This window comes from Nonomuraea sp. PA05, from assembly GCF_008086045.1.
Lineage (GTDB): Bacteria > Actinomycetota > Actinomycetes > Streptosporangiales > Streptosporangiaceae > Nonomuraea > Nonomuraea monospora.
In genome coordinates, this window is sequence record NZ_VSEY01000001.1 from 86638 (window position 1) to 110896 (window position 24259).

Consider the following 24259-nt stretch of genomic DNA (forward strand, 5'->3'; position numbering starts at 1 on the left):
CGGCTACCTTTGACCGATGGAGGAGATCGACCGCCGGATCGTCACGCTGCTGGCCCGCGACGGCCGCATGAGCTTCACCGACCTGGCCAGGGAGACCGGGCTCTCCGTCTCGGCGGTGCACCAGCGCGTACGCCGCCTGGAGAAACGGGGAGTGGTGCGCGGCTACGCCGCGATCATCGACCACGACGCGGTGGGGCTGCCGCTGACCGCGTTCGTGTCGATCAAGCCGATCGACCCCGCCGCGCCCGACGACGCGCCCGAGCGGCTGGCCCATCTGGCCGCCATCGAGGCGTGTCACAGCGTGGCAGGCGACGAAAGTTACATCCTCAAGGTGCGGGTGGCCTCGCCGGCCGCGCTGGAGGACCTGCTCCAGCAGATCAGGGCCTCGGCGAACGTCTCCACGCGCACGACGGTCGTGCTGAGCACCCCGTACGAGCACCGCGCCCCCGACGTGGAGCCCGAGGCGGTCAGCGAGCCCGCCACCGGCCCTGGCGGCGCCGCTTAGCCGGAAGATCGGGCTGCGTCCCCGCGATAGCGGGAGCGCAGCCGGGCCAGCGCGGCCTCCCCGGCGCCGAGGTGCTCCAGGCCCAGCAGCGCCGCTCCCGCGATCGGCGGCAGGTCCGCCACCACGAGCCGCGCCAGCGGCGCCCGCCGCCCGCACAGCTCCGCCACCAGCCCCGCCATCAGCGGATCCCCCGCCGTCAGCAGCCCGCCGCCCAGCACCACCTCCGTCGGCGTGCCCAGCAGGCCTAGCCGGCGCAGGCACACCTCGGCCAGCACCGCCACCTCCTCCGCCTGCCGCTCCACCAGCGCCCCGGCCACCGCGTCCCCGTCGCGGGCCGCCGCCAGCACGCCGGGCGACAGCTCGTGCAGGCGTCCCTCGCCGATCCGGCCGAAGTGCAGGCCCAGGACGACCTCCTCGACCGTCGCCGCGCCGAAGTGGGCGGCCACCAGCCCGGCCAGCGCGGTCGGCGCGCCCCGGCCGTCCTCGGCGCGCACCGCGTGCCACAGCGCCTCCTCGCCCAGCCCCTCACCGCCGCCCCAGTCGCCGCTGAGCCGCCCGAGGGCGGGGAAGCGGGCCACCGCGCCGGTGGGGGAGACGCCGACCGCGTTGATGCCCGCACCGCACACCACGGCCACGCCCCACGGCGCCGACGCGCCCGCCCGCAGCACCGCGAACGTGTCGTTGCGCACCACCACGTCGGCGCCCAGCCCCCGGGCGGCGAACTCCCCGGCCAGCGCCTCCTCCTCCACGGGCAGGTCGGCGCCCGCCAGGCAGGCCGACACGTGGTCGAACCCGCCGCGCGGCACCCAGACGGGCAGCGTCGCGAGCGCCGCCGCCACCACGTCCAGGGCCGCCGCGACGCCGTCCCGCTGCGGCACGAACGCCCCCGACCGGCCGGTGGCCAGCACCTCTCCGCGCTCGGACACGACGGCCACGTCGGTCTTGCTGTTGCCGCCGTCCACGGCCAGCATCAGGCGCATCAGCCCGCCACCCACGGCAGGTGCGCCCGCCCGGCCTCCAGCAGCAGGCCCGTCAGCTCCTCGGCCGGCTCGTCCTGCCCGATCAGCGGGTGGGCGAGCAGCGCGTCCCGCACCCGGTCCGCGCCGCCGTGCAGGGCCGCCTCCAGGGCGAGCGTCTCGTACGCCGACACGTGCGCGATCAGCCCCGCGTACAGGGGCTCCACGGGCGGCACCGGCAGCGGCGCCGCCCCGGACGCGGTGATCGAGGCCGGCACCTCGATCACCGCCTCGTCCGGCAGGAACGGCAGCGTGCCCGCGTTGCGCACGTTCACCACCTGGGCGTCGCCCCGGTCGCCGAGCAGCGAGGCGATCAGCGCCACGGCCGCCTCCGAGTAGAACGCGCCGCCCCGCTGCGACAGCAGCTCGGGCTTGGTCACCACGGACGGGTCCGCGTACAGCTCCAGCAGCCGCTCCTCCATCCGCGCCACCTCGGCCGCCCGCGCCGGCTCCGAGCGCTGCTCGCGCACCACCGCGTCGTGGGCGTAGAAGTAGCGCAGGTAGTAGGAGGGGACGGCGCCGAGCCGACGCAGCAGCTCCGGCCGCAGGCCCAGCGTCCCGGCCAGCTCCCGGCCGTGCTCCCGCAGGAGGGCGGGCAGCACGTCGGCGCCGTCGAGGATGACCGAGCGCTCCCACGTCAGGTGGTTGAGCCCGACGTGGCCGAGCGAGACGCGCGCGGGATCGACGCCGAGCCAGGCGGCGAAGCGGCGCTGGAAACCGATGGCCACGTTGCACAGGCCGATGGCGCGGTGCCCGGCGTCCAGCAGCGCCCTGGTGACGATGCCGACGGGGTTGGTGAAGTCGACGATCCAGGCGCGCGGCGCGACCTCGCGTACGGCCGAGGCCAGCTCCAGCACGACCGGGACCGTGCGCAGCGCCTTGGCCAGCCCGCCCGCGCCCGTCGTCTCCTGGCCGACGCAGCCGCACCGCAGCGGCAGCGTCTCGTCCACCTCGCGCGCCGCCTGCCCGCCCACTCTGAGCTGGAACAGCACCGCGCCGGCCCCCGCCGCGCCCTCGGCGACCGAGGAGGTGGCCAGCACCCGCGCCGGATGCCCGGCGTGCGCCAGCATCCGCCGCGACACGCCCGCCACCAGCTTCAGCCGCGCCGCGTCAGGGTCGATCAGCGCCAGCTCCGTCACCGGCAGCTCGTCGCGCAGCCGCGCGATCCCGTCCACCAGCTCGGGCGTGTACGTCGAACCGCCCCCGACCACCGCCAGTCTCACCCGCGCCTCCTGCCGATCACGAGGGAATGCTCGAACCGAACACCTCGTCGCGCACGGCGGCGAGGGCGAGGTCGAGGGCGCCGGCCAGCACCGGGTTGCCCTCGACCGCGGACAGCCTGACGGGCGGCCGTGGGATGGTCAGCGCGTGCAGCTCGTGCTCGACCAGCTCGCGCAGCACCTCGCCGCCCGGCAGCACGGCGCCGCCCGTCAGCACGATCAGCGCCGGGTCCACGACCGCGGTGATGGCGGCCAGGCCCACGGCCAGGCGGGCGGCGATGTCGCGCAGCCCCGCCCTGGCGTCCTCGGCCTTCTGGCCGGTGCCGGACGCCGCGCGCACCGCGTTGGCGACGGCCTGGCCGAAGCCGGGGCCGCGCACGCCGTACGAGCGCAGCAGCTTCAGCACCGCGTGCCCGCCGGTCAGCGCCTGGTAGCCGTGGTCGGCGTAGCGGCCCGACTCGCGGGCCGTGGGCGCGCCGGGCGCGGGCATGTAGCCGACCTCGCCCGCGCCGCCCGTGGCGCCCCGGCGCACCCGCCCGTCCAGGACGATGGCCGAGCCGATGCCCGCGTCGGCCCACAGCAGCACGAAGTCCCGGTGGCCGCGCGCCACGCCGTGCGCCTGCTCGGCGACCGCGACCAGGTTGACGTTGTTCTCCACGTCCACGGGGACGCCCAGCCCGGCGCTGAGCGTGGGCACCAGGCCGGGGATGTGCCAGCCGGGCACGTCCTTGGCGGCGGCGTACCCGAGCCTGCCGGTGGCGGGGTCGATCGCGGCCTGCACGCCGATGACGACGCGGCGCAGCTCGCCGGGCGGCCCCGCGCCGAGCAGGGCGGCGCGCAGCCGGTCCACCAGCTCGTCGTGGGGGCGGCGGGGGGTGGGCAGCGTGTGCTCGCCCACGACCGTGCCGGTGATGTCGGCCACCCTGGCCTCGATGCGGTGCGGGGTGACGTCGAGCGCGCCGACGTAGGCCGCGGCGGGGTTGATCCGGTAGACCTCGGCGGTGCGTCCCGGCAGGCCCTCCCTGATGCCGTCCAGCACCACCAGGCCGGCCTCCTGAAGGCGGGACAGGAGCTGGGAGGCGGTGGGCTTGGACAACCCCGTGAGCGTGCCGATCTGGGGCCGGGTGAGCGGACCCCGTTCGAGGAGGACGCGCAGTGCGGCGCGATCATTGATGGCGCGTAGCAGACTGGGTGTCCCCGGAACCGGAGCGCTCACCGCGGCCTTCCCCCATCTGTTAGTAAAGTTTCCTAACCTGTACGACGGCAAAAAGGTTGCGGTCAAGAGGTGAAATCAAGACGTGACCCGGTAGGGGAAAGGGAAAGTGATGGGAGTGCCTCTACAGGCATGCTAATGTCGTCGTTTGTCGTAACAACAAGCAGAATGGCCCGGAGTGTCCCATTAACCACATTAATGGTCAGGCGGCAACTCGTCAAACGGAGCTCGCCAAGGAGCAGGCGTACGTCACCCGCCTGTACGACCGCCTCGACACGCTGCGCGAGCGCACCCAGCGGCAACTCAAGGAGGTGCTGGCCTCGGGCGCCGTCGGCACGATGCAGAACAGGTCCGAGCGCGACACCTTCGCCGAGATGTACGCCACCCGCCTCGCCCGGCTCTGGGCCGTCGAGCGCGGCCTGGTTTTCGGACGGCTCGATCACCTCGACGAGGGCCGGCTGTACATCGGCAAGCTCGGCATGACCGACGACGAGCAGCTCCGCCTGCTCATCGACTGGCGGGCGCCCGTCGCGCAGCCGTTCTACCGCGCCACCCCGGCCGCCCCGATGGGCGTCACCAGGCGCCGCCACCTGCAGACCAAGGGCCGCACCGTGGCCGGCGTGGACGACGACCTGCTCGACCTCGACTCGCTCACCGACGACGACCGCGCCACCCTCAACGGCGAGGCCGCCCTGCTGGCCGCGCTCGACGAGCGGCGCACCGGCCGCATGCGCGACATCGTCGCCACCATCCAGTCCGAGCAGGACCGCGTCATCCGCAGCGACCTGAACGGCGTGCTCGTCGTGCAGGGCGGGCCCGGCACCGGCAAGACCGTCGTCGCCCTGCACCGCGCCGCCTACCTGCTCTACACCCACCGCGAACGGCTGGAACGCCGCGGCGTGCTCATCCTCGGGCCGAACCTCACGTTCCTGCGCTACATCGAGCAGGTGCTGCCCTCGCTCGGCGAGACAGACGTGCTGCTGTCCACCGTCGGCGAGCTCTACCCCGGCGTGACCGCCACCGCCCGCGACAAGCCCGAGGTGGCCGCGCTCAAGGGCGACCCGCGGATGGCCGAGGTGATCGCCAAGGCCGTGCGCGACCGGCAGCGCGTCCCGCGCCAGCCCGTCGAGCTGACCATCGGCCGGATCACGCTCACCATCGACCGCAACATGCTGGAGGCCGCGAAGAACAAGGCCACCCGCTCGCGCCGCCCGCACAACCAGGCGCGCGCCGTGTTCGTCCGGTCGCTGCTCACCGCCCTGGCCAGGCAGCAGGCCCGCAAGATCGGCAAGGGGCTCATCGACGAGGACGACCTGGCCGACCTGCGGGAGGAGCTGCGCACCGAGCCGGTCGTCAAGTCCGCGCTCAACCGGCTGTGGCCGTACCTGACGCCGCAGCGGCTGCTGCTCGGACTCTACGGCTCGCCCGAGCGCCTCGGCTACGCCGCCTCCGCCCTCACCCCGCAGGAACGGGCGCTGCTGCGCCGCTCCGGCGGCGAGTGGACCGAGTCCGACGTGCCGCTGCTCGACGAGGCCGCCGAGCTGCTCGGCGACATCGACGAGCAGGTGCTGCGCGCCAGCGCCATGCAGGCCGAGGAGGAGCTGGCCGCCGCCAGGCAGGCCGAGGAGAGCCAGCGCGAGGCCGAGCTGGCCTACGCCCGCGAGGTGCTGGAGCTGACCGGGCTGTCCGACGTCATGGAGGCGGAACGGCTGGCCGAGCGCCAGCGCGGCGACGGCCCCTACCTCACCACCGCCGAACGCGCCGCCGCCGACCGCACCTGGGCCTACGGTCACGTGATCGTGGACGAGGCGCAGGAGCTGTCGCCGATGGCCTGGCGGGCCGTCATGCGGCGCTGCCCCACCCGGTCCATGACGATCGTCGGCGACATCGCCCAGACCGGCTCCGCGGCCGGGGCCCGCTCGTGGCAGGAGGTGCTCGACCCGTACGTGGCCGGGCGCTGGCGCCAGGAGCGGCTCACCGTCAACTATCGCACCCCGGTGGAGCTGATGGCGGTGGCCGCCCGCGTCCTGGCCACCATCGACCCGGCCCTGGAGGCGCCCGCGTCCGTCCGCGAGGCCGGCGCGCGCCCGTGGGCGGCGCCGCTGTCGGCCCTGGCCGAGCTGGCCAAGGAGGAGGCGGGCGAAGGCGGCAAGGTCGCCGTCGTGGTGCCCGACTCCTTGCTGCCCGAGCTCGGCACGCGGCTCGCCGCGAACGTCCCCGGCACCGTCGTCGTCGCGCCCGGCGCCGGCCGCGCCCGCGGGGCGGAGGCGCTGGACGCGCCCGTCGCGGTCATGGGGGTGACCGACGCCAAGGGGCTCGAGTTCGACTCCGTCATCGTCGCCGAGCCGGACCTCATCGCCGCTCAGTCGCCACGCGGGCCCAGCGACCTGTATGTTGCTCTCACGCGTGCGACGCAGCGGCTCGGGGTCGTCCACGAGCGGCCGCTTTCGCAGGCGTTGCGGGGCTTGCCGAGCCGTGCTCCGGCGCCCGCAAATGGGCTTTGACCGGCTTTGCGACCACCGGCCGTACATGTCCCACCTGCGGAAACTTGATGTTCCCGCTGATCGGGACACGGTTGACATCTGAGGTGGAGTCGGTAGTTTGCTGCGCAGTCCAGCACGGGACTTGGCCGGTTGGCCGTCTCTGACATCGTCGGATCCTGCGTCCGTGACGGAGCGTGACTTCGTCCACACAGCCAGGTGCAGGGCCGTCGGTCCGTCGAGTCGGGGCACCCCAACCGGGCGGGGGGTTGGACCCGGGACGGGTCCGGGAGCCCAGTAGACAACGGAATTCCGAGCTCGCCGCCGACGAGACGGGTCCGGTCCGAAGGGTTTCCGGGCCCTCTTCCCGCTCCCGTGCCATCGGACCGCCATCGCGCCGGGGTGGTCCCGTTCAGCCGCGGGATCACCCTGCCGCCCTCATTTTTGTGGCGGTGTTCGATCTTCCTCGCGCCTCGCCGGTCCGAGCGCGGTCCGGGGGCGGTAGCGTTTTCGCAAGCAAGCCGTTTGTGAGGTGGCGAGGAGTACCCCGGAGTGGTTCAGGACAGAACGGGCCTACCGGCGGCCGGGGGCGATCCCGGGCGCGCGGGTGTGCCGGCGTCGCCTGGTGACGGTGTGTCGCTCGCGCCTGACGTGGCGATGCCCGAGGCCGTCGCCGGGGGCACGACGGAGGGCGAGCGCGAGGCTGCCGCTGCGGCTGGGCACGAGGTCGCCACTGCCGACGTGACGGGGCCCGCCGACGTGACGGGGCCCGCCGTGACGGGGCCCGCCGTGACGGGGCCCGAGACTGAGGGCACGCCTGCCGCCGCGAGCGAGGCGGCGCGCCCTGGAGGGGCGCCCGCGTCCGAGGGGGAGGCCGAGCGGGGTGCGGGGTCCGGGGCTGAGGAGCCGCGGACGGCCGAGGCCGGAGCCGGGCCGGAGCCCCGGTGGAGGCTGCTGGGCAGGGTCGTGGCGGCTGTCGTCGGCGGGGTGGCGCTGTTCGCCGCGTTCCCGCCCCTGAGCTGGTGGCTGTGCGCCCCCCTGGGCATCGCCCTGATCGTCGCCTCGATCCACGGCGTCAGGCCGAGGAGGGCCGCCTGGATCGGCTACCTGGCAGCCGTGGCGTTCCTGCTGCCGGCGCTGGCCTGGGTGCGCAGCATCGGCGACGACGTCTGGTTCATGCTGGTCGGGGTCGAGAGCCTGTTCTACGCCGCGCTGGCCGCCCTGGCGGCGCTGGTGTTCAGGCTGCCCGCCTGGCCGCTGTGGTTCGGCGGGTTGTGGGTGCTCATGGAGTGGGCCCGCAGCCTGGTGCCGATCGGCGGCTTCCCGTGGGCGCGGGCCGCCTTCAGCCAGGGTGAGTCGCTGTTCACCCCGTACGCCGCGCTGGGCGGCGTCCCGCTGGTGTCGTTCGCCGTCGCGCTGTGCGGCGCGCTGCTGGCCCAGGCGGCCCTCGGCAGGCGCCCCGAGCGGGCGGGGCGGACCGAGGCGGCCCCCGGCGGGCCCACCGCCAGGGCCCGGCCCGGGCGTGACGTGCTCGTGCGCCACGCCGCCCCCCTGGCCCTCGCCCTGGTCGTGCCGCTGCTGGGCCTGGCCGTGCCCAGGCCGGGCGACGAGGGCCGTACCGTCAACATCGGCATCGTCCAGGGCAACGTCCCCGGCGAGGGCATGTACGCCCTCGGCGACGAGCCCGCCGTCGTGCTGCGCAACCACGCCAACGAGACCAAGCGCCTGGCCCAGGCCGTACGCGACGGCAAGCTCCCCAAGCCCGACCTGGTCGTCCTGCCGGAGAACTCCACCGACATCGACCCCTACCGCGACGAGTACGCCCGCCAGATCATCCAGGACTCCGTGCGGGACGTCGGCGTGCCCACCCTGGTGGGAGCCGTGGTGGCGATCGGCGACGAGCACCGCGCCACCCGCAGCCTCGTCTGGGACCCGGTGACCGGGCCCGGCGCCTACTACGACAAGCAGCGCCTGGTGCCGTTCGGCGAGTACACCCCGTTCGAGGACCTGGTGCTGGCGCTGTGGGAGCGGGCCAACCTGGTCGGCAGGCAGTCGGTCCCCGGCGGCAAGCCGGGCGACCTGAAGCTGGGGCCGGTCACGATCGGCGCGGTCAACTGCTACGAGGTCGCCTACGACGACACGGTGCGCGAGACGGTCCGCGCCGGCGGCACCCCGATCGTCGTGCAGACCAACAATGCCTCCTACGCCCTGTCCAACCTGCCGCCCCAGCAGCTCGCCATGTCCCAGTTGCGGGCCGTCGAGCACAACAGAGCCGTGGTGACCGCCGCGACCACCGGGATCTCGGCATATGTCACACCTGACGGTAAGGTCTCCTGGCAGACCCGCGAGCGTGTCGCCGACATGAACGTGGTCGCGGTGCCCGTCCGCACGGAGAAAACGCTTGCCACCAGGGTGGGCGCACTTCCCGAATGGGCATTGATGTTGATGGGAGCCGCGGCGGCCGCAGTCGCCGCGTGGCGTGTCAGGCGGCGAGGCGATCGGATGAGCGATCGGATGAGGAACGACGGATGATGGAGACTCTCGGCAGGGTGCTCGTCGTCGTACCGACCTACAACGAGCGCGACAACCTGCCGGCGATCGTCGAGCGGTTGCGAACCTCCGTCCCTGACGCCCACGTACTGGTGGCCGACGACAACAGCCCCGACGGCACCGGGGAGGTCGCCGACGGTCTCGCCGCCGACGACGACCACGTGCACGTCCTGCACAGGCCTGGAAAGCAGGGGCTCGGCGCGGCCTACATCGCCGGGTTCCGCTGGGGCCTGGAGGAGGGGTACGACGTCCTGGTCGAGATGGACGCCGACGGCTCCCACCAGCCCGAGGAGCTGCCGAAGCTGCTGGAGGCGCTGGCCGGCGGCGCCGACCTGGCCATCGGCTCGCGCTACGTGCAGGGCGGCAAGGTCGTCAACTGGCCGCAGCGGCGCGAGCTGCTGTCGAAGGGCGCCAACATCTACACCCGCGTCATGCTCGGCCTTCCCGTCCGCGACGCGACCGCAGGTTTCCGCGCCTACCGGGCCGCCACGCTGGAGAAGGTCGGCCTGTCCGGGGTGGAGTCGCAGGGCTACTGCTTCCAGGTCGATCTGACGCTGCGCACGTCCAGGCACGGGCTGCGGGTGGTGGAGGTGCCGATCACGTTCGTGGAGCGTACGGTCGGCAAGAGCAAGATGAGCGGCAAGGTCATGTCCGAGGCGCTGTGGCGGATCGGCATGTGGGGCGTGACGGGGCTGCCCAAGCGGCTCAAGGGCCCCTCCCGCGACTGAGGGCCGCCCGCGACTAAGGGGCGCCTCCGGGACATCCCTGATTTGCCGCCCGTCCTGGAACGCCCGGCGGCCCCCCAGCGTTGTTCCTGCTGTAACGCGCGTGTGCGAATCGAGGAAACGATGCGGCTCCTGCTCTTCCTGGCCTTCCTGGTCGTGCCCGTCCTGGAGATCTGGCTGCTCATCCAGGTCGGGTCGGTGATCGGCGGGCCCGCGACCGTCGCCCTGCTCATCGCCGACAGTCTCCTGGGCGCCTGGCTGGTGCGCCGTGAGGGCCGCCGCGCCTGGAAGGCGCTGCGGACGGCGCTGGAGTCGGGCCGCATGCCCGACAAGGAGCTGGCCGACGGCGGCATCATCCTGGTGGGCGGCACGCTGCTGCTGACGCCCGGCTTCTTCACGGACGTGTTCGGCTTCCTGTGCCTGATCCCGTTCACCCGGCCGATGATGCGGCGGCTGGGCTCGTGGTTCTTCGAGCGCCGGATCAAGAGGCTGGCCGCCGCGTCGCCGTACGCGAACCTGTTCCCGCCGTCGTCAGGCTTCCCGGGCGCGGGCGCGCCGCCGTCCGGCTCCCCTGGCGCCGGGACGGGCGCGCCGCAGGGTGGCGGCGGCCGGGTGGTGCACGGCGAGGTCATCCGCGAGGACCGCGACTCCTAGCAGCCCGCTCACGTATGGCCTCGGTGTTCCCGGGCATGCGTCTCCCATCCGACTACCCCGGGAGGACGCATGCCGTACGCGGACAGGATCGCCGAGCCGTGGGGGGAGCGCACACCGTACGGACCGGGCGAACCCTGGCCCGTACGGGTGGACGCCTTCCTGGAGCCCGGCCTGAGCGAGCAGGACGTGGACCGCTGGGTGCAGAGCGCGAGCCTGCTGCACAGCAACGGCGACGGCATGGACATCGCGGTCAAGGACGGCCGCATCGCGGGGGTGCGGGGCCGCGCGAACGACCGCGTGAACCACGGACGGCTGGGCCCCAAGGACCTGTACGGCTGGCAGGCCGCCAACGCGCCCGACCGGCTGCGCCGCCCTCTCGTCCGCGAGCACGGCCGCCTGGTCGAGGCGAGCTGGGACACCGCGATGGAACGCGTCACCGGCGCCGCCCGGCGGCTGCTGGACGAGCAGGGGCCCAGCGCGCTCGGCTTCTACACCACCGGCCAGCTCTTCCTGGAGGAGTACTACACCCTCGCCCTGATCGCGCACGGCGGCATCGGCACCAACCACGTGGACGGCAACACCCGCCTGTGCACGGCGACGGCCGCGGCGGCGCTGAAGGAGTCGTTCGGCTGCGACGGGCAGCCCGGCTCCTACGCCGACGTGGACCACGCCGACGTCATCGCCCTGTACGGCCACAACGTGGCCGAGACGCAGACCGTGTTGTGGAGCCGGATCCTCGACCGGCTCGCCGGGCCGAACCCGCCCGCGCTGGTCTGCGTGGACCCCCGCGAGACCGAGGTGGCCCGCGCCGCCGCCGTCCACCTGGCCAACCGGCCGGGCACCAACCTCGCCCTGATGAACGGCCTGCTCCACGAGATCATCGAGAACGGCTGGATCGACGAGGTCTACCTCGCCGAGCACACCGTCGGCTTCGAGGAGCTGCGCAAGCGGGTGCACGACTTCCCCGCCGAGGAGGCCGCCAGGATCTGCGACGTGCCGGTGGCGGACCTGCGCGAGGCCGCCCGTCTCATCGGCACCGCCGGGCGGCTGCTGTCCACCGTGCTGCAGGGCTTCTACCAGTCGCACCAGGCCACCGCCGCCGCCGTCCAGGTCAACAACGTGCACCTGGTACGCGGCATGCTCGGCCGGCCCGGCTGCGGCGTCCTGCAGATGAACGGCCAGCCCACCGCCCAGAACACCCGCGAGTGCGGCGCCGACGGCGACCTGCCCGGCTTCCGCAACTGGTCGAACGACGCGCACGTGCGCGACCTGGCCCGGGTGTGGAACGTCGATCCTCTCGACATCCCGCACTACGCGCCGCCCACGCACGCGATGCAGATGATCCGCTACGCCGAGGAGGGGTCGATCCGGTTCCTGTACGTGATCGGCACCAACCCCGCCGTGTCGCTGCCCGAACTGTCCCGCGTCAGGTCGATCCTGGCGCGGGAGGGCCTGTTCCTCGTCGTCCAGGACGTCTTCCTCAGCGAGACCGCCCAGCTCGCAGACGTGGTGCTCCCGGCGGCCACGTGGGGCGAGAAGACGGGCACGTTCACCAACGCCGACCGCACCGTCCACCTGTCGGACAAGGCGGTGGAGCCGCCCGGCGAGGCCCGCCCGGACCTCGACATCTTCCTCGACTTCGCCCGCCGCATGGAGCTGACGGACAAGGACGGGGCGCCGCTGGTGAAGTGGAGCGACGCGGAGGGCGCGTTCGAGGGCTGGAAGGAGTGCTCGCGCGGCCGGCCGTGCGACTACACCGGCCTGTCGTACGAGCGGCTGCGCGGCTCCGGCGGCATCCAGTGGCCCTGCGACGACGCTCGTCCTGACGGCACCGAGCGGCTTTACGAGGAGGGCCGCTTCTGGAGCGCGCCCGACCGGTGCGAGGACTACGGGCGCGACCTGGTCACCGGGGCGCCGCTGTCACAGACCGAGTACCGGGCGCTGAACCCGGACGGCAAGGCCGTCATCAAGGCCGCCGAGTACGTCCCGCCGCACGAGGAGCCCGGCGGTGAGTTCCCCCTCTGGCTCATCACCGGCCGCACCGTCTACCACTTCCACACCAGGACGAAGACCGCCAGGGCGCCCCAGCTCCAGGAGGCGGCGCCCGAGGTGTGGGCCGAGATGTCGCCGGGGGACGCGGGGCCGCTCGGGCTCGCGGAGGGCGATCTGGTGGAGATCGCGACCCCGCGGGGTGGCGTGCGGGCCCGGCTGCGGGTGACCGGCATGCGGGACGGGGTGGTCTTCCTGCCGTTCCACTACGGCTACTGGGACGCGTCCGGCGGGCACGAGCCCGGCGACGGGACGGCCACGGCGGCGAACGAACTGACGATCACGGACTGGGATCCGGCGTCCAAGCAGCCGATCTTCAAGACCGCGGCGGCGCGGGTCACGCTCGTGGAGCGCGGTGATCGGCCGTCCGCCGCCCCGACGACCGGCGCCGCCCGGCCGGTCACGCCGGGGGTACCGGCGACGAGGGGCGGGGAGGCGGCCCATGCCACCGTGTCATACGGCCCCGCCGCGTCGGACGCCGCGTCGGGTGCCGCGTCTCGTTCCGCGTCTCGTTCCGCGTCCGGAGGGGGTGCGCGATGAAGTTCGATCTGGTTCTGCGGGAGCTGCACCGGTCGGAGAGTGAGCTGGCCGAGGTTCTGCTGCGCCTGTCCGACCGGCACAAGGCGGACCATGAGACGTTCCACGTCGCCCGTGACCTGGCCGGCTGGTGCCGCGATCACCTGCGCGACCTGGCGGAAGCGGCCCGCGACCACGGCCTCGACCTCGACCCTGAGCCGCCCGCCGACCCCGGTGCGGTGGAGCGGGCGCTGGAGCGGGCGGGCGCCTGGCTGGGCCCCGGCCCAGGCCCCGGGCTGGTGCTGCTGGCCGACTTCCGGCATCTCTACCGGGTGGCGTCCGGCGTCTCCCTCGACTGGGAGCTGCTCGCTCAGGCGGCCCAGGGCGCCAGGCGGGCCGATCTGCTGGAGCTCGCCGAGCGCTGCCACCCGCAGACGCTGCGGCAGCTGCGCTGGGCCAACGCCCGGCTGAAGGAATCGGCCACCCAGCCGCTGGTCAGCTAGCGCCCAGGAAACGTCCCCGACATGAAGAACCCCCGGGCCGTGGCCCGGGGGTTTCACCGTGAGAGGAGGCTAAGCGCTCTTACGACGCTGTGCCCGCAAAACCGCGAGCCGCTCGTTGAGCACCTCCTCAAGGTCTTCGATGGACCGCCGCTCCAGAAGCATGTCCCAATGTGTCCGTGGGGGCTTGGTCTTCTTGGACTCCGGCTGCTCGCCGTCCACCCGCACCGCGGTCGCGCCGCACATGCGGCACTCCCAAGTGGCGGGGATCTCAGCCTCGGCAGCAAGCGGAACCTCGAAGCGATGGCCCTTAGGACAGGTGTAGGACACCTCCTGGCGCGGGGCCAGATCCGTGTTACGGTCGTTCTCGTAGCTGGTTGCCCCGAGCCGGGTGCCACGAAGCGCGCGCTCGCCCATGTCTAAATGCCTCCTACAGGGCCCCCTTGCGTGGGGGGTCTGTCTCCCACGGTGTCTAACGCTTGGTACCGTGATGGGATTCCCACCCTCGGGGTGATCCAATCGCGCTTGAGGCCTCAGTTCTTCACATGATCGGCGATCAGGCCCGCGTCCTGCGATGATGCGCGATTTTGGGCACGGGCGCGTATGCGGTGGGCCAAATTTCCTTTCACGTCGTCTCCTGGAACCGGCCTCCGGCGGCCGCCGGACGTCACGCCGTGGCGGGAACGCGGGCGGGCTGGAACAGCTCGACGAGGTTGCCGGCGGGGTCCGTGAGCAGGATCTGCCGGCCGCCCGGCCCCGATATCGCGTCGCCGAGGAAGGACAGCCCGGCGCCGCGCAGCCGGTCGATCTCGGCGTCCAGGTCGTCCACGATGAGGTGGATGCGGTTGCGGCCGGCGCTGGTCCCGGCGGGTGTGGCGCGGGCGCCGGAGCTGGCAGGGCCCGACAGGAGCAGGCGCAGCGGCCCGCGTACGACGTCGGCGAAGGCGGGCGCGGCGTCCATGCGCACGGTGAAGCCGAGGTGGGTGGTGTAGAAGCGGACGGCGGCGGCCACGTCGTCGACGAGGTAACGCACGCCGGCGTACTGGTCGGATGCGGTCATGGCGGGGCCTCCTGTGAGGTCAGGACGGGCAGCAGGTAGTGGATGCGGCTGTCGATCTCCGCAGCGGTGCGGACCAGGCCGGCGGCGTCCGCCGTGGCCGGGTCGGGGATGCTCCAGTGGAGCCGGAGGGGGCGGCCGGGGAAGCCGGGGAAGACCTCGCGGACCTTGTCGCACAGGCTGATCACGTAGTCGAAGCGGTGGCCGGACACGGTGTCGAGGTGCCTGGGGCGCCGGTCGCGCACGTCGAGGCCGTAGTGCTCGCGCAGGACGGTCACGGCGCCGGGGTGCAGCCGGTCGCGGGGATGGCTGCCCGCGCTGGCCGTCTCGACGTGGCCGCCGGCGCGGTGGCGCAGCAGGGCCTCGGCGATGGGGGAGCGGGCGCTGTTTCCCGTACAGGCGAACAGGACGCGCGGCCGGCGCGCGGGTGGTCGCAGAGGTGCGGGGTGCGGGGGCGTGTAGGGCGGCGTGAGATGAAGGGCGGGATGCAGGGCGGCGCCGGTGGCGGCCAGGGCGTGCGCGCAGCGTTCCAGGTCGAGGTGGTAGTAGCTGTCGCGGGCGTCGAACGTGCTGCGCCTGGCCGTGACCAGGCCGCCGTCGCGCAGCAGCCGCAGGTGGTAGGAGACGAGGTTCTGCGGCTCGCCGACCAGCTCCACCAGCTCGCGGACGCGGTAGTCGCTCTTGGCCAGCTCGCTCAGCAGCCGCCACCGCAGCGGGTGGGCGGCCAGCCGGAGGAACGCCGGGGTGGTCGCGAGCGAACTCACCATGCCCCGATAATACATCAAACCGATTTGATGTATCTCAGGAGCCCCCCGGGGTCACCAGCCCCGCTTCGTAGGCCGCGATGACGAGCTGGGCGCGGTCGCGGGCGTGCAGCTTGGTCATCGCCCGGTTGACGTGGGTCTTCGCGGTCAGCGGGCTGATCACCATGTGGCCGGCGATCTCGTCGTTGGACAGGCCGCGCGCGACCAGCGCCACGGCCTCGCGCTCGCGGTTGGTCAGCTCCTCCAGGCCCCTGCCGGCGCCGGTGCCCGGCGGCTGGGAGACGTACCTGTCGATGAGCCTGCGGGTGATCGACGGGGCGAGCAGCGCGTCGCCGCGGGCGGCCACGCGCACGGCGTGCAGCAGGTCCTCGGGGACGATGTCCTTGACCAGGAACCCGGCCGCGCCGGCCCGCAATGCCTCGAAGACGTACTCGTCGAAGCCGTAGTTGGTCAGGATGACGACGCGCACGCCGGACAGGGCCGGGTCCGCGGCGATGCGGCGGGTGGCCTCGATGCCGTCCACCACCGGCATCTGGACGTCGATCAGCGCGATGTCGGGCAGGTGCAGCCTGGCCAGGGCCAGACCCTCCAGGCCGTCGCCCGCCTCGGCCACCACCTCGATGTCGTCCTCCAGGTCGAGCAGCGCGCGGAACCCGCTGCGCAGCAGCGGCTGGTCGTCCACCAGCAGGACACGGATCATGACCGGCCGTCGATCGGCAGGGCGCGGATCATGACGCCCCGCCGACAGGTGACGCCCCGCCGACCGGCAGTTCGGCCTGGACGGTGAAGCCGCCCTCGCCGCGCGGCTCCGCGCGTAACCGGCCGCCGAGCGCGGTGACCCGCTCGCGCATCCCGGTCAGCCCGACGCCGGGCACCGGGGCGGCGTCCGGCGTCGCCTTGCCGTCGTCGTCCACGCGAATGGCCAGGACGCCGGGGCGGCGCTCGATCCGCACCGCCACGGACACGGCGGCGGCGTGCCTGGCGACGTTCGTGAGCGACTCCTGGACGATCCGGTACACGGTTCTGCTCACCGCGGCGGGCACCGGCTCCCGCTGCCCCTCGATGGTCAGCGTCGCGTCCAGGCCGGTCGCGCGAGCGCGTTCCACCAGCTCGGCCACGTGGTCGAGGCCGAGCGGCGGGCTCGTGTCGTCCTCGCGCAGCGCCTCCAGGGTCGCGCGCAGCTCCCGTGTCGCCTCGCGCCCGGCCTGCTGGATGGCCAGCAGCGCCTCCGGGACCTGCTCGCCGCGCCTGCGCGCCACGTGCACGGCCACCTCGGCCTGCACCTTGATGATCGAGATCTGGTGGGTGAGCGAGTCGTGCAGCTCACGCGCGATGCGCAGCCGCTCCTCGTCCGCGCGGCGCCGCGCGGTCTCCTCGCGCGTGCGCTCGGCCTCCTCCGCGCGCCGCTCGGCCTGCCGCAGCGCCTCGCCCGCCGCGCCGGCCGCCACCAGCCAGGCCAGCTCCAGCGCGCCTCTGGCCTGTGCGAACGCCTCTCCCGTGTCGTGCAGGCCCGACGCCATGGCCGCCAGGGGCAGCGCGGCCAGCACGACCACGCTCGCCACCACGGCGGCCGCGCGATGCCCTGCCCGTACGGCGGCGTACACGGCGAACAGGTACGCGACCGCGGGCACGTCGAACCCCGCCGCCTGGTAGCCGGCCGCGCACAGCCCCGTGACGGCCAGCACGACGATCGGGGCCCGCCGCCGGGCGGCGAGCGCCAGCCCGCCGCCCGCCAGCAGCACCGGGCCGAGCAGGCCGGAGCCCGTCGTGGCGACCCCTCCTGACAGGCCGGTGACCAGCAGCGCCGCCGCCACGCAGACGGCGATCGCCCAGTCGATGACATCGGCCCGCGCCAGGAACCGTCCCGCACTCATGCGCGCACCCTAGCCGGATGCGGGGGCGGGCGACTCCTGCGGGGGGACGATCGGCCCGCTACCGCGGGCGCGGTATTCGCGCCGATCCTGCGGCGGGCGCGGTAGCGGGCTGCTGCGCGTGCGGCAGGGCGAAATGCCTGCCTGTGCAGGACGACGTGCGGGCGGGGTGGCGGACATCATCGAGGTCACGTTCAGCCGGAGCACACAGGGAGCAGCTCATGTCGGTTCGATTCTTGCTCGACGCGGCGGTGGCCGGTGTCCACGGCCCGGTGCAGTCGGCCCCGGTGGGTGCCTACGACCTCACCTCCGGGCGGCTGTGGTCCTTGGTGGCGGCGCTGGCCGGGGTGGCCGGCGTGGTGATCGGCGCGCTGGCCCTGGCCCGCTCCGCCCGTCGTCCGGGGCGGACGTGCGCTGTCGTGGCGCTGGTGGCGGGGCTGGCCGGTGCGGTGGGCGGCGGCCTGGTGGTGGCCGCGGCCGAGGGCGGGCCCGGCACCGGTTACGGCATCGTCGGAGGCTACATCGCGGCGGTGGTGGGGGTGGCCGCGATGGCGCTCGGCGGGCTCGCCCTGGCCCGCCTCCGCCGTACCGGCGCGGCGGAGACGGCTGCCCGCAGGTGATCGTGCAGCCGCCGCGACGAGTCACGCGTCCCGGGGGAGCCGGGCGGATGTCACGACGAGTCGCGGATCACCAGGGTGGGGTCGAAGATGATCGAGGTGGGCCGGTGGCCGGGCTGCTCGATGTGCTCCAGCAGCAGCCGGGCCATCTCGGCCGCCATGTCCTCCACGGGATGGCGCACGGTCGTGAGCGGCGGCCGGCAGGCGGTGGCCGCGCTGCTGTCGTCGAAGCCCACCACGGCCACGTCGCCGGGCACCGCGCGGCCGTGGTGCCGCAGCACGAGCAGGGCGCCCTGCGCCATCAGGTCGTTGGCCACGAAGACGCCGTCGAGGCCGGGGTGCTCGGCGAGCAGGCGTTCCATGGCCTGCTCGCCGCTGTGGTAGGTGAAGCCGCCCTCGGCGCACGGCACGAACGGGTGGCCGTGCGCGGCCATCGCGTCGCGGAAGCCGGCCAGGCGGGCCTGGCTCGCGGGCACGTCCAGGGGGCCGGAGATCGTCACGACGTGCTTCCTGCCCCGGGCGACGAGGTGGTCGGCGGCGAGCCTGGCCCCGGCCCGGTGGTCGACGTCCACGTAGCTGATCGGCACGGGATCGGCGGGCCTGGCGAAGAGCACGGCGGGCAGTTTCGCCTCGGCGAGGAGCCTGGGCAGCGGGTCCTCGGCGTGGGTGGAGACCAGGACGGCCCCGTCGGCGTCGCCCTGCCGCAGCGCGGTGAGCACCTGGGCGCGGGTCTCGGGGGTCTCGGCGAACATGAGGACCGGGTGGATGCCGCGCGGCCGCAGGAAGCCGACGATGCCGCCCACGACCCGGCCGAAGAACGGGTCGGTGAACACCTGGGAGGGGAAGAAACCGCTTTCCTCGCCCGCGCCGGAGACGACCAGGGCGACGCTGCCCGTGCGGCGGGTGACGAGCGAGCGGGCGGCGCGGTTGGGCACGTACCCGGTGGCGGTGATGGCCCGCCGGACCGCCTCCTGGATGGCGGAGTCGACGTTGCGGACGCCGTTGACGACCCGGGAGACGGTGGCCCTGGACACCCCCGCCGCCCTGGCGACGTCCTCCAGGGTGGGGGACGGCGGCGGGGGATCTTGCCTCATGGCGTCTTTATAGCACACCGGCGGGAGAGCGCTCTCCGATCAGGGGCGGGGGAGCTGGAAGTCCGGCGTGAGCGCGGCGCCGCGGTGCGGTTTGTACAGGTCGTAGCCGCGTGGGTCGCACTGGAGCCCGCCGTTGATGCAGTGGGTCACCAGCGCGTCCAGGACGGCGGGGTCGTTCCAGGCGTTGAAGAAGTCGTAGTGCCAGGAGTAGCCCCGGCCGCTGGACAGCCGCGCCTGTGACAGGTCGCCGTCCGCCGGGAAGGCGATCTTGAACTCCAGCATCGGCACCGCCACCGGATGGCTCGCCGGGCAGTAGCCGCCGGTCGGGTAGGCCATGTGGCTCTTGTGGTCGGCGCTGTCGAGGCGCACGCCGTCCCAGCAGCTCGGCGCCTGATAGCGGACGTTGACCTGGGAGCCCGCCACGCACGAGGCCGGGATGTCCCAGCTCCGGGACAGGTCGCCGCACTCGAAGCCCTCGACGGCGCCGGGGGAGTCGCGGAACTGCTCCAGCGTCGCGCTCGGGCTGCCTGCGACGAAGCGCAGGCCCTGCGGGAACGGCTGCACCCGCCAGTACTCCAGGATGCCCGACTTGTAGTAGACGACCTGGTTGCCGGTCGGCTCGACGAGCCGGTCACCCTTGTGGAAGCTGGGGAACCAGTAGGCGGACCTGTCGTGCGGGTTGGTGCACGAGGTGCCGCCGGCCAGCAGCGAGGCGGTCGTGCTGTGCGCGTTGGTGGTCCGGTTGCCGATGAAGGTGTGCAGGTGGGAGGCGCCCGGCAGGCCCGGGTAGACGATGGGGTCGTCCGGCCGGTTCGCCGTCACCGAGCAGTTGGCCTGGAACTCGTGGTGCGTCACCTCGTCGGTGAAGGTCGGCCGGGGGCGCGGGGTGGTGGTGGAGCCGCCGGTGCCGTAGACCTGGAACTCCCACAGGGAGTAGCCGTAGCCGGTGGCGCGGACGGTGCCGTACATGCGGACGTACCGGCCGGTGCCGCGCACGTCGAGGCTCTGGACGCCGCCGGCGCCGGTGGTGGTGGAGTAGACGTCGGTCCAGGCGGCGGCGTCGTCCGAGACCTGGATCTTGAACGCTCTGCCGTACGCGGCCTCCCATTCGAGCACGACGCGGGAGACGGTCGCGGAGGCGCCGAGGTCGACCCACAGCCACTGCGGGTCGGCGGCGGCGCTGGACCAGCGGGTGGTGCGGGTGCCGTCGAAGGCGGCTCCCGCGCTGTGGCCGCCGCCCTCGGTGGACGAGGCGGTCGCGGGCCGGCCCTCGGAGATCAGCGCGTCGGCGGCGAACGCGGGTGAGACGGCGGCGACGCAGGCCGCCAGGACGGCGGCCAGTGCGATGACGACCGGCCACAGGGGTCTTCTGGACGGGTGCATGGGGACCTCTCCTTCGCGGGGGGACAGTCGGAGAGCGCTCTCCGAGGTTGACCCGTACGCCGCGCGGCTGTCAAGAGAGCGAGGCGAATCTGTTTCGCGCGCATGAGCAGTGCGTTTCGGGCCAGTGCGGAGATGGGCCTTGACGCGACCCGGCGGCCGGAGGACTCTCAGGACTCGGAGAGCGCTCTCCCTTTCGGTACCGGTAGCTAGGAGAGGCCGTGCATCCAACTCGCAGCTCAGGCAGGCTCAGGCGAAGCGCGGTCGCGGTCGCCGTCGCGCTGGCGGGCCTGGTCCTGTCCGGCCTGACGCCCGCCGCCCCCGCCCGGGCGGCGGACGTCCTGCTCTCGCAGGGCAGACCCGCGACGGCCTCCTCGTCCGAGGGGGCCGCGTGGAGCGCCGCCGCGGCCGTGGACGGCGACCGCACCGGCACCCGCTGGTCCAGCTCGTTCAGCGACCCCCAATGGCTCCAGGTCGACCTCGGCGCCCCCGCGACCATCTCCCGCGTCGTGCTCGACTGGGAGGCCGCGTACGCCACATCCTTCAAGATCCAGACCTCCGGCGACGCGGCCACCTGGACCGACGCCTACGCCACCAGCACCGGCACCGGCGGCGCCCAGACCATCGACCTCACCGCGACCGGCCGGTACGTCCGCATGTACGGCACCGCCCGCGCCACCGGCTACGGCTACTCCCTGTGGGAGTTCCAGGTGTACGGGAACACCGGCGACTCCTGGACCGAGCTGTGGTCCGACGACTTCACCGGCCCGGCCGGCGCCTCCCCGTCGTCCGCGAACTGGATCCCGCGCACCGGCACCTCCTACCCGGGCGGCCCGGCGAACTGGGGCACCGGCGAGGTCGAGACCATGACCGCGGCCACCGCGAACCTCTCCCTGGACGGCGAGGGCCACCTCACCATCAAGGCGATCAAGGACGGCGCGGGCAACTGGACCTCCGCCCGCGTCGAGACCCAGCGCGCCGACTTCGAGCCGAGACCCGGCGAGCTGCTGCGGTTCAGCGCCCGGCTCAAGCAGCCCGGCGTCGCCAACCCCCTCGGCTACTGGCCGGGCTTCCGCGCCACCGGCGCCGCCTACCGCGGCGACCACACCAACTGGCCGGGCGTCGGCGAGAGCGACATCATGACCGCCGTCAACGGCCGCGACCAGTACTCCGCCACCCTGCACTGCGGCACCGCCCCCGGCGGCGTGTGCAACGAGTACGACGGGCGTGGCAGCGGCCTGGCCACCTGCGCCGGATGCCAGAGCGGCTACCACGAGTACACCCAGATCATCGACCGCACCAGAACCGACGAGGAGATCCGCTTCTACCTCGACGGCAGGCAGACCTGGGTGGTGCGCGAGAGCCAGGTCGGCGTCGCCGCCTGGAAGGCCGCCGTGCACCACGGCTTCTACCTCCGCCTCGACCTGGCGATCGGCGGCTCGCTGCCGAACGCCGTCGCCGGGCTCACCACCCCCGTCGCCGGCACCACGTCGGGCGGCGCGCTGAGCGTGGACTGGGTCAGGGTCTCCCGGCAGGCGGGCACCGTCCCGGCCGCCATGACCGACCCGCCCGTCCCCGCCGGGCCGAGCGTCGTGCGCGTGGCCGGCACGCAGGGCAACTGGCGCTTGACGGTGAACGGCGCGCCGTTCGAGGTCAAGGGGCTGACGTACGGGCCGCCGCAGGCCGCGACCGACGGGTACATGCGCGACCTGGCGGCCATGGGCGTCAACACCATCCGGATCTGGGGCGTGGACGACACCCACACGCCGGCGCTGCTCGACACCGCCGCCAGGCACGGCATCAAGGTCATCGTCGGCCACTGGCTCAACCAGGGCGCCGACTACGTGAACGACAGCGCGTACAAGACCAGCGTGAAGAACGAGATCGTGGCCCGCGTCAACGCGCTGAAGAACCGGCAGGGCGTGCTCATGTGGGACATCGGCAACGAGGTCATCCTCACCATGCAGGACCACGGGCTGCCCGCCGACGTGGTGGAACAGCGGCGGGTGGCGTACGCCGAGTTCGTCGACGAGGTGGCGCGGGCCGTGCACGCCGCCGACCCGAACCACCCGGTCACCTCCACCGACGCCTACACGCACGCCTGGACCTACTACAAGGCCCACGCCCCCGCGCTCGACCTGCTCGCCGTCAACTCCTACGGCGCCATCGAGACCGTCAGGAACGACTGGGTCAACGGCGGCCACACCAAGCCGTACATCGTCACCGAGGCGGGCCCCGACGGCGAGTGGGAGGTGCCGGACGACGTCAACGGCGTCCCCGACGAGCCGGGCGACCTGGCCAAACGGGACATGTACACGGCGAGCTGGAACGCCGTGCACGGCCACACGGGCGTCGCGCTCGGCGCCACCGAGTTCCACTACGGCCTGGAGAACGACTTCGGCGGCGTCTGGCTCAACACCACGCCGGGAGGCTGGCGCAGGCACGGCTACCACGCGCTCAGGAAGGCCTACACCGGGCAGGACTCCCCGAACACGCCCCCGGAGATCACCTCCATGACGGTGGCGTCGCGCACCGCCGTCCCGGCGGGCTCGGCGTTCGCCGTCGCGGTGGCCGCCACCGACCGCGACGGCGACCTGATCCGGTACAACGTCATGCAGGGCGACAAGCACATCACCGGCAACCGCGGCCTGTCGCACGCCACGTTCACCCAGACGGGGCCGGGCACGTTCGCGGTGACGGCGCCGCAGCGCCTCGGCGTGTGGAAGGTGTACGTCTACGCCTACGACGGCCACGGCAACGTCGGCATCGAGCAGCGCTCGTTCCGCGTGGTGCCGCCGGTCGTGGCGGGCACGAACGTGGCGCTCGGCAAACCGGCCACCGCCTCCACCTCACAGGCGACCGGCGACGGCGGCCCGTTCACGCCAGGCCGGGCCACCGACGGCAGCTTCACCACCCGGTGGGCCAGCGAGTGGGCCGACCCGCAGTGGCTGCGGGTGGACCTCGGCGGGCCGACCGCGATCAAGCACGTCCAGCTCGGCTGGGAGTCCGCGTACGCCAGGGCGTACCAGGTGCAGACCTCGCCCAACGGCACGGACTGGACCACCGTCCACGCCACCACCAGCGGCGACGGCGGCTTCGACGAGATCGGCCTGAACACCTCCGCCCGCTACGTCCGGCTGAACCTCACCCAGCGCGGCACCGCCTACGGCTACTCGCTCTGGGAGTTCGGCGTCTACAGCTGATCGATCTTGCCCGGTAGAGTCCTTGGAATGCGCTTACCCACCCGAGGTGGCTCCCTGGGCTTCCTCGCTCTGGCCGGCTGGGGGCAAGCGCATCACCCTGACCGGCGTGGACTTCTCCTACGGCGGGCCGCCCGTGCTGCGCGGCATCGACCTGCACCTGCCGGCCGGGGCCACGGTGGCCCTGGCCGGCGACCACGGCAGCGGCAAGACCACGCTGGTCAAGCTGCTGTGCGGGTTCCACCGGCCGACCGGCGGCACCCTCACCGTGGACGGGACGCCGCTCGCCGACCTCGACTCCGAGGCCTGGCGGGAGCGCGTGACCTCGGCGTTCCAGGACTTCAGCCGCTTCCCTTTCCTGGCCCGCGAGGCCGTCGGCGTGGGAGACCTGCCCAGGATCGGCGAGATCGGGCGGGCAGCCGAGAAGGGCGGCGCCGCCCAGGTCTTCGCCCGGCTGCCCGAGGGCGGCGAGACCCGCCTCGGCAAGGCGCTCGGCGACGGCGTCGAGCTGTCCGGCGGCCAGTGGCAGAAGATCGCCCTGTCGCGGGCGTTCATGCGCCCCGCGCCGCTGCTCGCCGTGCTCGACGAGCCGACCGCCGCGCTGGACGCCGCCAGCGAGTACGAGGTCTACCAGCGGTACGCGGAGGCGGCCCGTGAGTGGCAGCGGGCGACCGGCGGGATCACGCTGCTGGTCTCGCACCGCTTCGCCACCATCAGGATGGCCGACCTGATCGTCGTGCTCGACGGCGGCCGGATCATCGAGTGCGGCACCCACGCCGAGCTCGTCGCCCTCGACGGCCGCTACGCCCGCCTGTACGACCTCCAGGCCTCCGCCTACCGGTGAGCGC

General features: G+C 73.4%; 20 protein-coding genes. 10 read left to right on the top strand and 10 right to left on the bottom strand.

Translation table 11 applies throughout. The annotated features are described in order from the left end of the window. The first annotated feature begins 16 nt into the window (after positions 1-16). Entirely contained in the window at positions 17-505 is a 489-nt protein-coding gene (locus tag FXF51_RS00400) for an Lrp/AsnC family transcriptional regulator (protein ID WP_148432176.1), read from the top strand. Here the strand turns inward: FXF51_RS00400 and FXF51_RS00405 are convergent. The 3 genes from FXF51_RS00405 to FXF51_RS00415 are packed head-to-tail and all read right to left on the bottom strand — an operon-like array spanning position 502 to position 3957. Next, the gene (locus FXF51_RS00405) at positions 502-1485 is read right to left on the bottom strand and encodes an N-acetylglucosamine kinase (RefSeq protein ID WP_148432177.1); all 984 of its coding nucleotides are present in this window, start codon (positions 1483-1485) and stop codon (positions 502-504) included. The genes FXF51_RS00400 and FXF51_RS00405 overlap by 4 nt on opposite strands. After that, positions 1485-2744: a 6-phospho-beta-glucosidase gene (locus tag FXF51_RS00410; protein ID WP_148432178.1), complete on the bottom strand. Its 1260-nt coding sequence runs from the start codon at positions 2742-2744 to the stop codon at positions 1485-1487. Before FXF51_RS00410 ends, FXF51_RS00405 begins: the two co-directional genes overlap by 1 nt. Positions 2745-2760: 16 nt before the next feature. Then, entirely contained in the window at positions 2761-3957 is a 1197-nt protein-coding gene (locus FXF51_RS00415) for an ROK family transcriptional regulator (protein WP_148432179.1), read from the bottom strand. A 308-nt stretch (positions 3958-4265) separates the two neighbouring features. Here FXF51_RS00415 and FXF51_RS00420 point away from each other — a divergent pair, with 308 nt between their 5' ends. The 6 genes from FXF51_RS00420 to FXF51_RS00445 all read left to right on the top strand — a co-directional run bounded on the left by FXF51_RS00420 (position 4266) and on the right by FXF51_RS00445 (position 13431). Continuing rightward, positions 4266-6458 (top strand): HelD family protein, encoded by a 2193-nt coding sequence (locus FXF51_RS00420; RefSeq protein ID WP_222871057.1) that lies wholly within the window; start codon positions 4266-4268, stop codon positions 6456-6458. 609 nt (positions 6459-7067) lie between these two features. Beyond that, on the top strand, positions 7068-8966 hold the full coding sequence (gene lnt, locus FXF51_RS00425; RefSeq protein WP_262379223.1) for an apolipoprotein N-acyltransferase: 1899 nt from the start codon (positions 7068-7070) through the stop codon (positions 8964-8966). After that, the gene (locus FXF51_RS00430) at positions 8963-9712 is read left to right on the top strand and encodes a polyprenol monophosphomannose synthase (protein WP_148432181.1); all 750 of its coding nucleotides are present in this window, start codon (positions 8963-8965) and stop codon (positions 9710-9712) included. The genes lnt and FXF51_RS00430 overlap by 4 nt, the downstream gene beginning before the upstream one ends. Before the next feature lie 120 nt (positions 9713-9832). Then, complete coding sequence (locus tag FXF51_RS00435; protein WP_148432182.1) at positions 9833-10363, top strand: FxsA family protein; 531 nt, start codon at positions 9833-9835, stop codon at positions 10361-10363. Positions 10364-10432: 69 nt separating this feature from the next. Then, positions 10433-12952 (top strand): molybdopterin oxidoreductase family protein, encoded by a 2520-nt coding sequence (locus FXF51_RS00440; protein ID WP_148432183.1) that lies wholly within the window; start codon positions 10433-10435, stop codon positions 12950-12952. Then, positions 12949-13431 (top strand): hypothetical protein, encoded by a 483-nt coding sequence (locus tag FXF51_RS00445; protein WP_148432184.1) that lies wholly within the window; start codon positions 12949-12951, stop codon positions 13429-13431. The genes FXF51_RS00440 and FXF51_RS00445 overlap by 4 nt, the downstream gene beginning before the upstream one ends. Positions 13432-13500: 69 nt before the next feature. Here FXF51_RS00445 and FXF51_RS00450 read toward each other — a convergent pair whose 3' ends face one another. The 5 genes from FXF51_RS00450 to FXF51_RS00470 form a co-directional block, all read right to left on the bottom strand. Then, positions 13501-13845, bottom strand: a complete 345-nt coding sequence (locus FXF51_RS00450) for an RNA polymerase-binding protein RbpA (RefSeq protein ID WP_043625492.1) — start codon at positions 13843-13845, stop codon at positions 13501-13503. 250 nt (positions 13846-14095) lie between these two features. After that, the gene (locus FXF51_RS00455; protein ID WP_148432185.1) at positions 14096-14488 is read right to left on the bottom strand and encodes a VOC family protein; all 393 of its coding nucleotides are present in this window, start codon (positions 14486-14488) and stop codon (positions 14096-14098) included. Continuing rightward, entirely contained in the window at positions 14485-15252 is a 768-nt protein-coding gene (locus tag FXF51_RS00460) for an ArsR family transcriptional regulator (RefSeq protein WP_148432186.1), read from the bottom strand. The genes FXF51_RS00455 and FXF51_RS00460 overlap by 4 nt, the downstream gene beginning before the upstream one ends. A 34-nt stretch (positions 15253-15286) precedes the next feature. After that, positions 15287-15949 carry a response regulator gene (locus tag FXF51_RS00465; protein ID WP_148432187.1) on the bottom strand — a complete coding sequence of 221 codons (663 nt, stop codon included), beginning with the start codon at positions 15947-15949 and terminating at the stop codon, positions 15287-15289. A 28-nt stretch (positions 15950-15977) separates the two neighbouring features. Further along, on the bottom strand, positions 15978-17123 hold the full coding sequence (locus FXF51_RS00470) for a sensor histidine kinase (RefSeq protein WP_148432188.1): 1146 nt from the start codon (positions 17121-17123) through the stop codon (positions 15978-15980). 218 nt (positions 17124-17341) lie between these two features. Between FXF51_RS00470 and FXF51_RS00475 the strand changes: the two genes are divergently transcribed. Further along, the gene (locus FXF51_RS00475; RefSeq protein WP_187414077.1) at positions 17342-17740 is read left to right on the top strand and encodes a DUF6223 family protein; all 399 of its coding nucleotides are present in this window, start codon (positions 17342-17344) and stop codon (positions 17738-17740) included. Positions 17741-17790: 50 nt separating this feature from the next. On the opposite strand, the gene FXF51_RS00480 is transcribed toward FXF51_RS00475, so the two are convergent. Continuing rightward, on the bottom strand, positions 17791-18831 hold the full coding sequence (locus tag FXF51_RS00480) for a LacI family DNA-binding transcriptional regulator (protein ID WP_148432189.1): 1041 nt from the start codon (positions 18829-18831) through the stop codon (positions 17791-17793). 39 nt (positions 18832-18870) lie between these two features. Beyond that, the gene (locus FXF51_RS00485; protein ID WP_148432190.1) at positions 18871-20214 is read right to left on the bottom strand and encodes a DUF1996 domain-containing protein; all 1344 of its coding nucleotides are present in this window, start codon (positions 20212-20214) and stop codon (positions 18871-18873) included. Between the two features lie 218 nt (positions 20215-20432). On the opposite strand from FXF51_RS00485, the gene FXF51_RS00490 reads away from it, so the two are divergent. Both FXF51_RS00490 and FXF51_RS00495 read left to right on the top strand, forming a co-directional pair. Continuing rightward, positions 20433-23414 (top strand): discoidin domain-containing protein, encoded by a 2982-nt coding sequence (locus FXF51_RS00490; RefSeq protein ID WP_148432191.1) that lies wholly within the window; start codon positions 20433-20435, stop codon positions 23412-23414. A gap of 46 nt (positions 23415-23460) precedes the next feature. Then, positions 23461-24255, top strand: a complete 795-nt coding sequence (locus tag FXF51_RS00495) for an ATP-binding cassette domain-containing protein (RefSeq protein WP_222871058.1) — start codon at positions 23461-23463, stop codon at positions 24253-24255. Positions 24256-24259 lie beyond the last annotated feature (4 nt).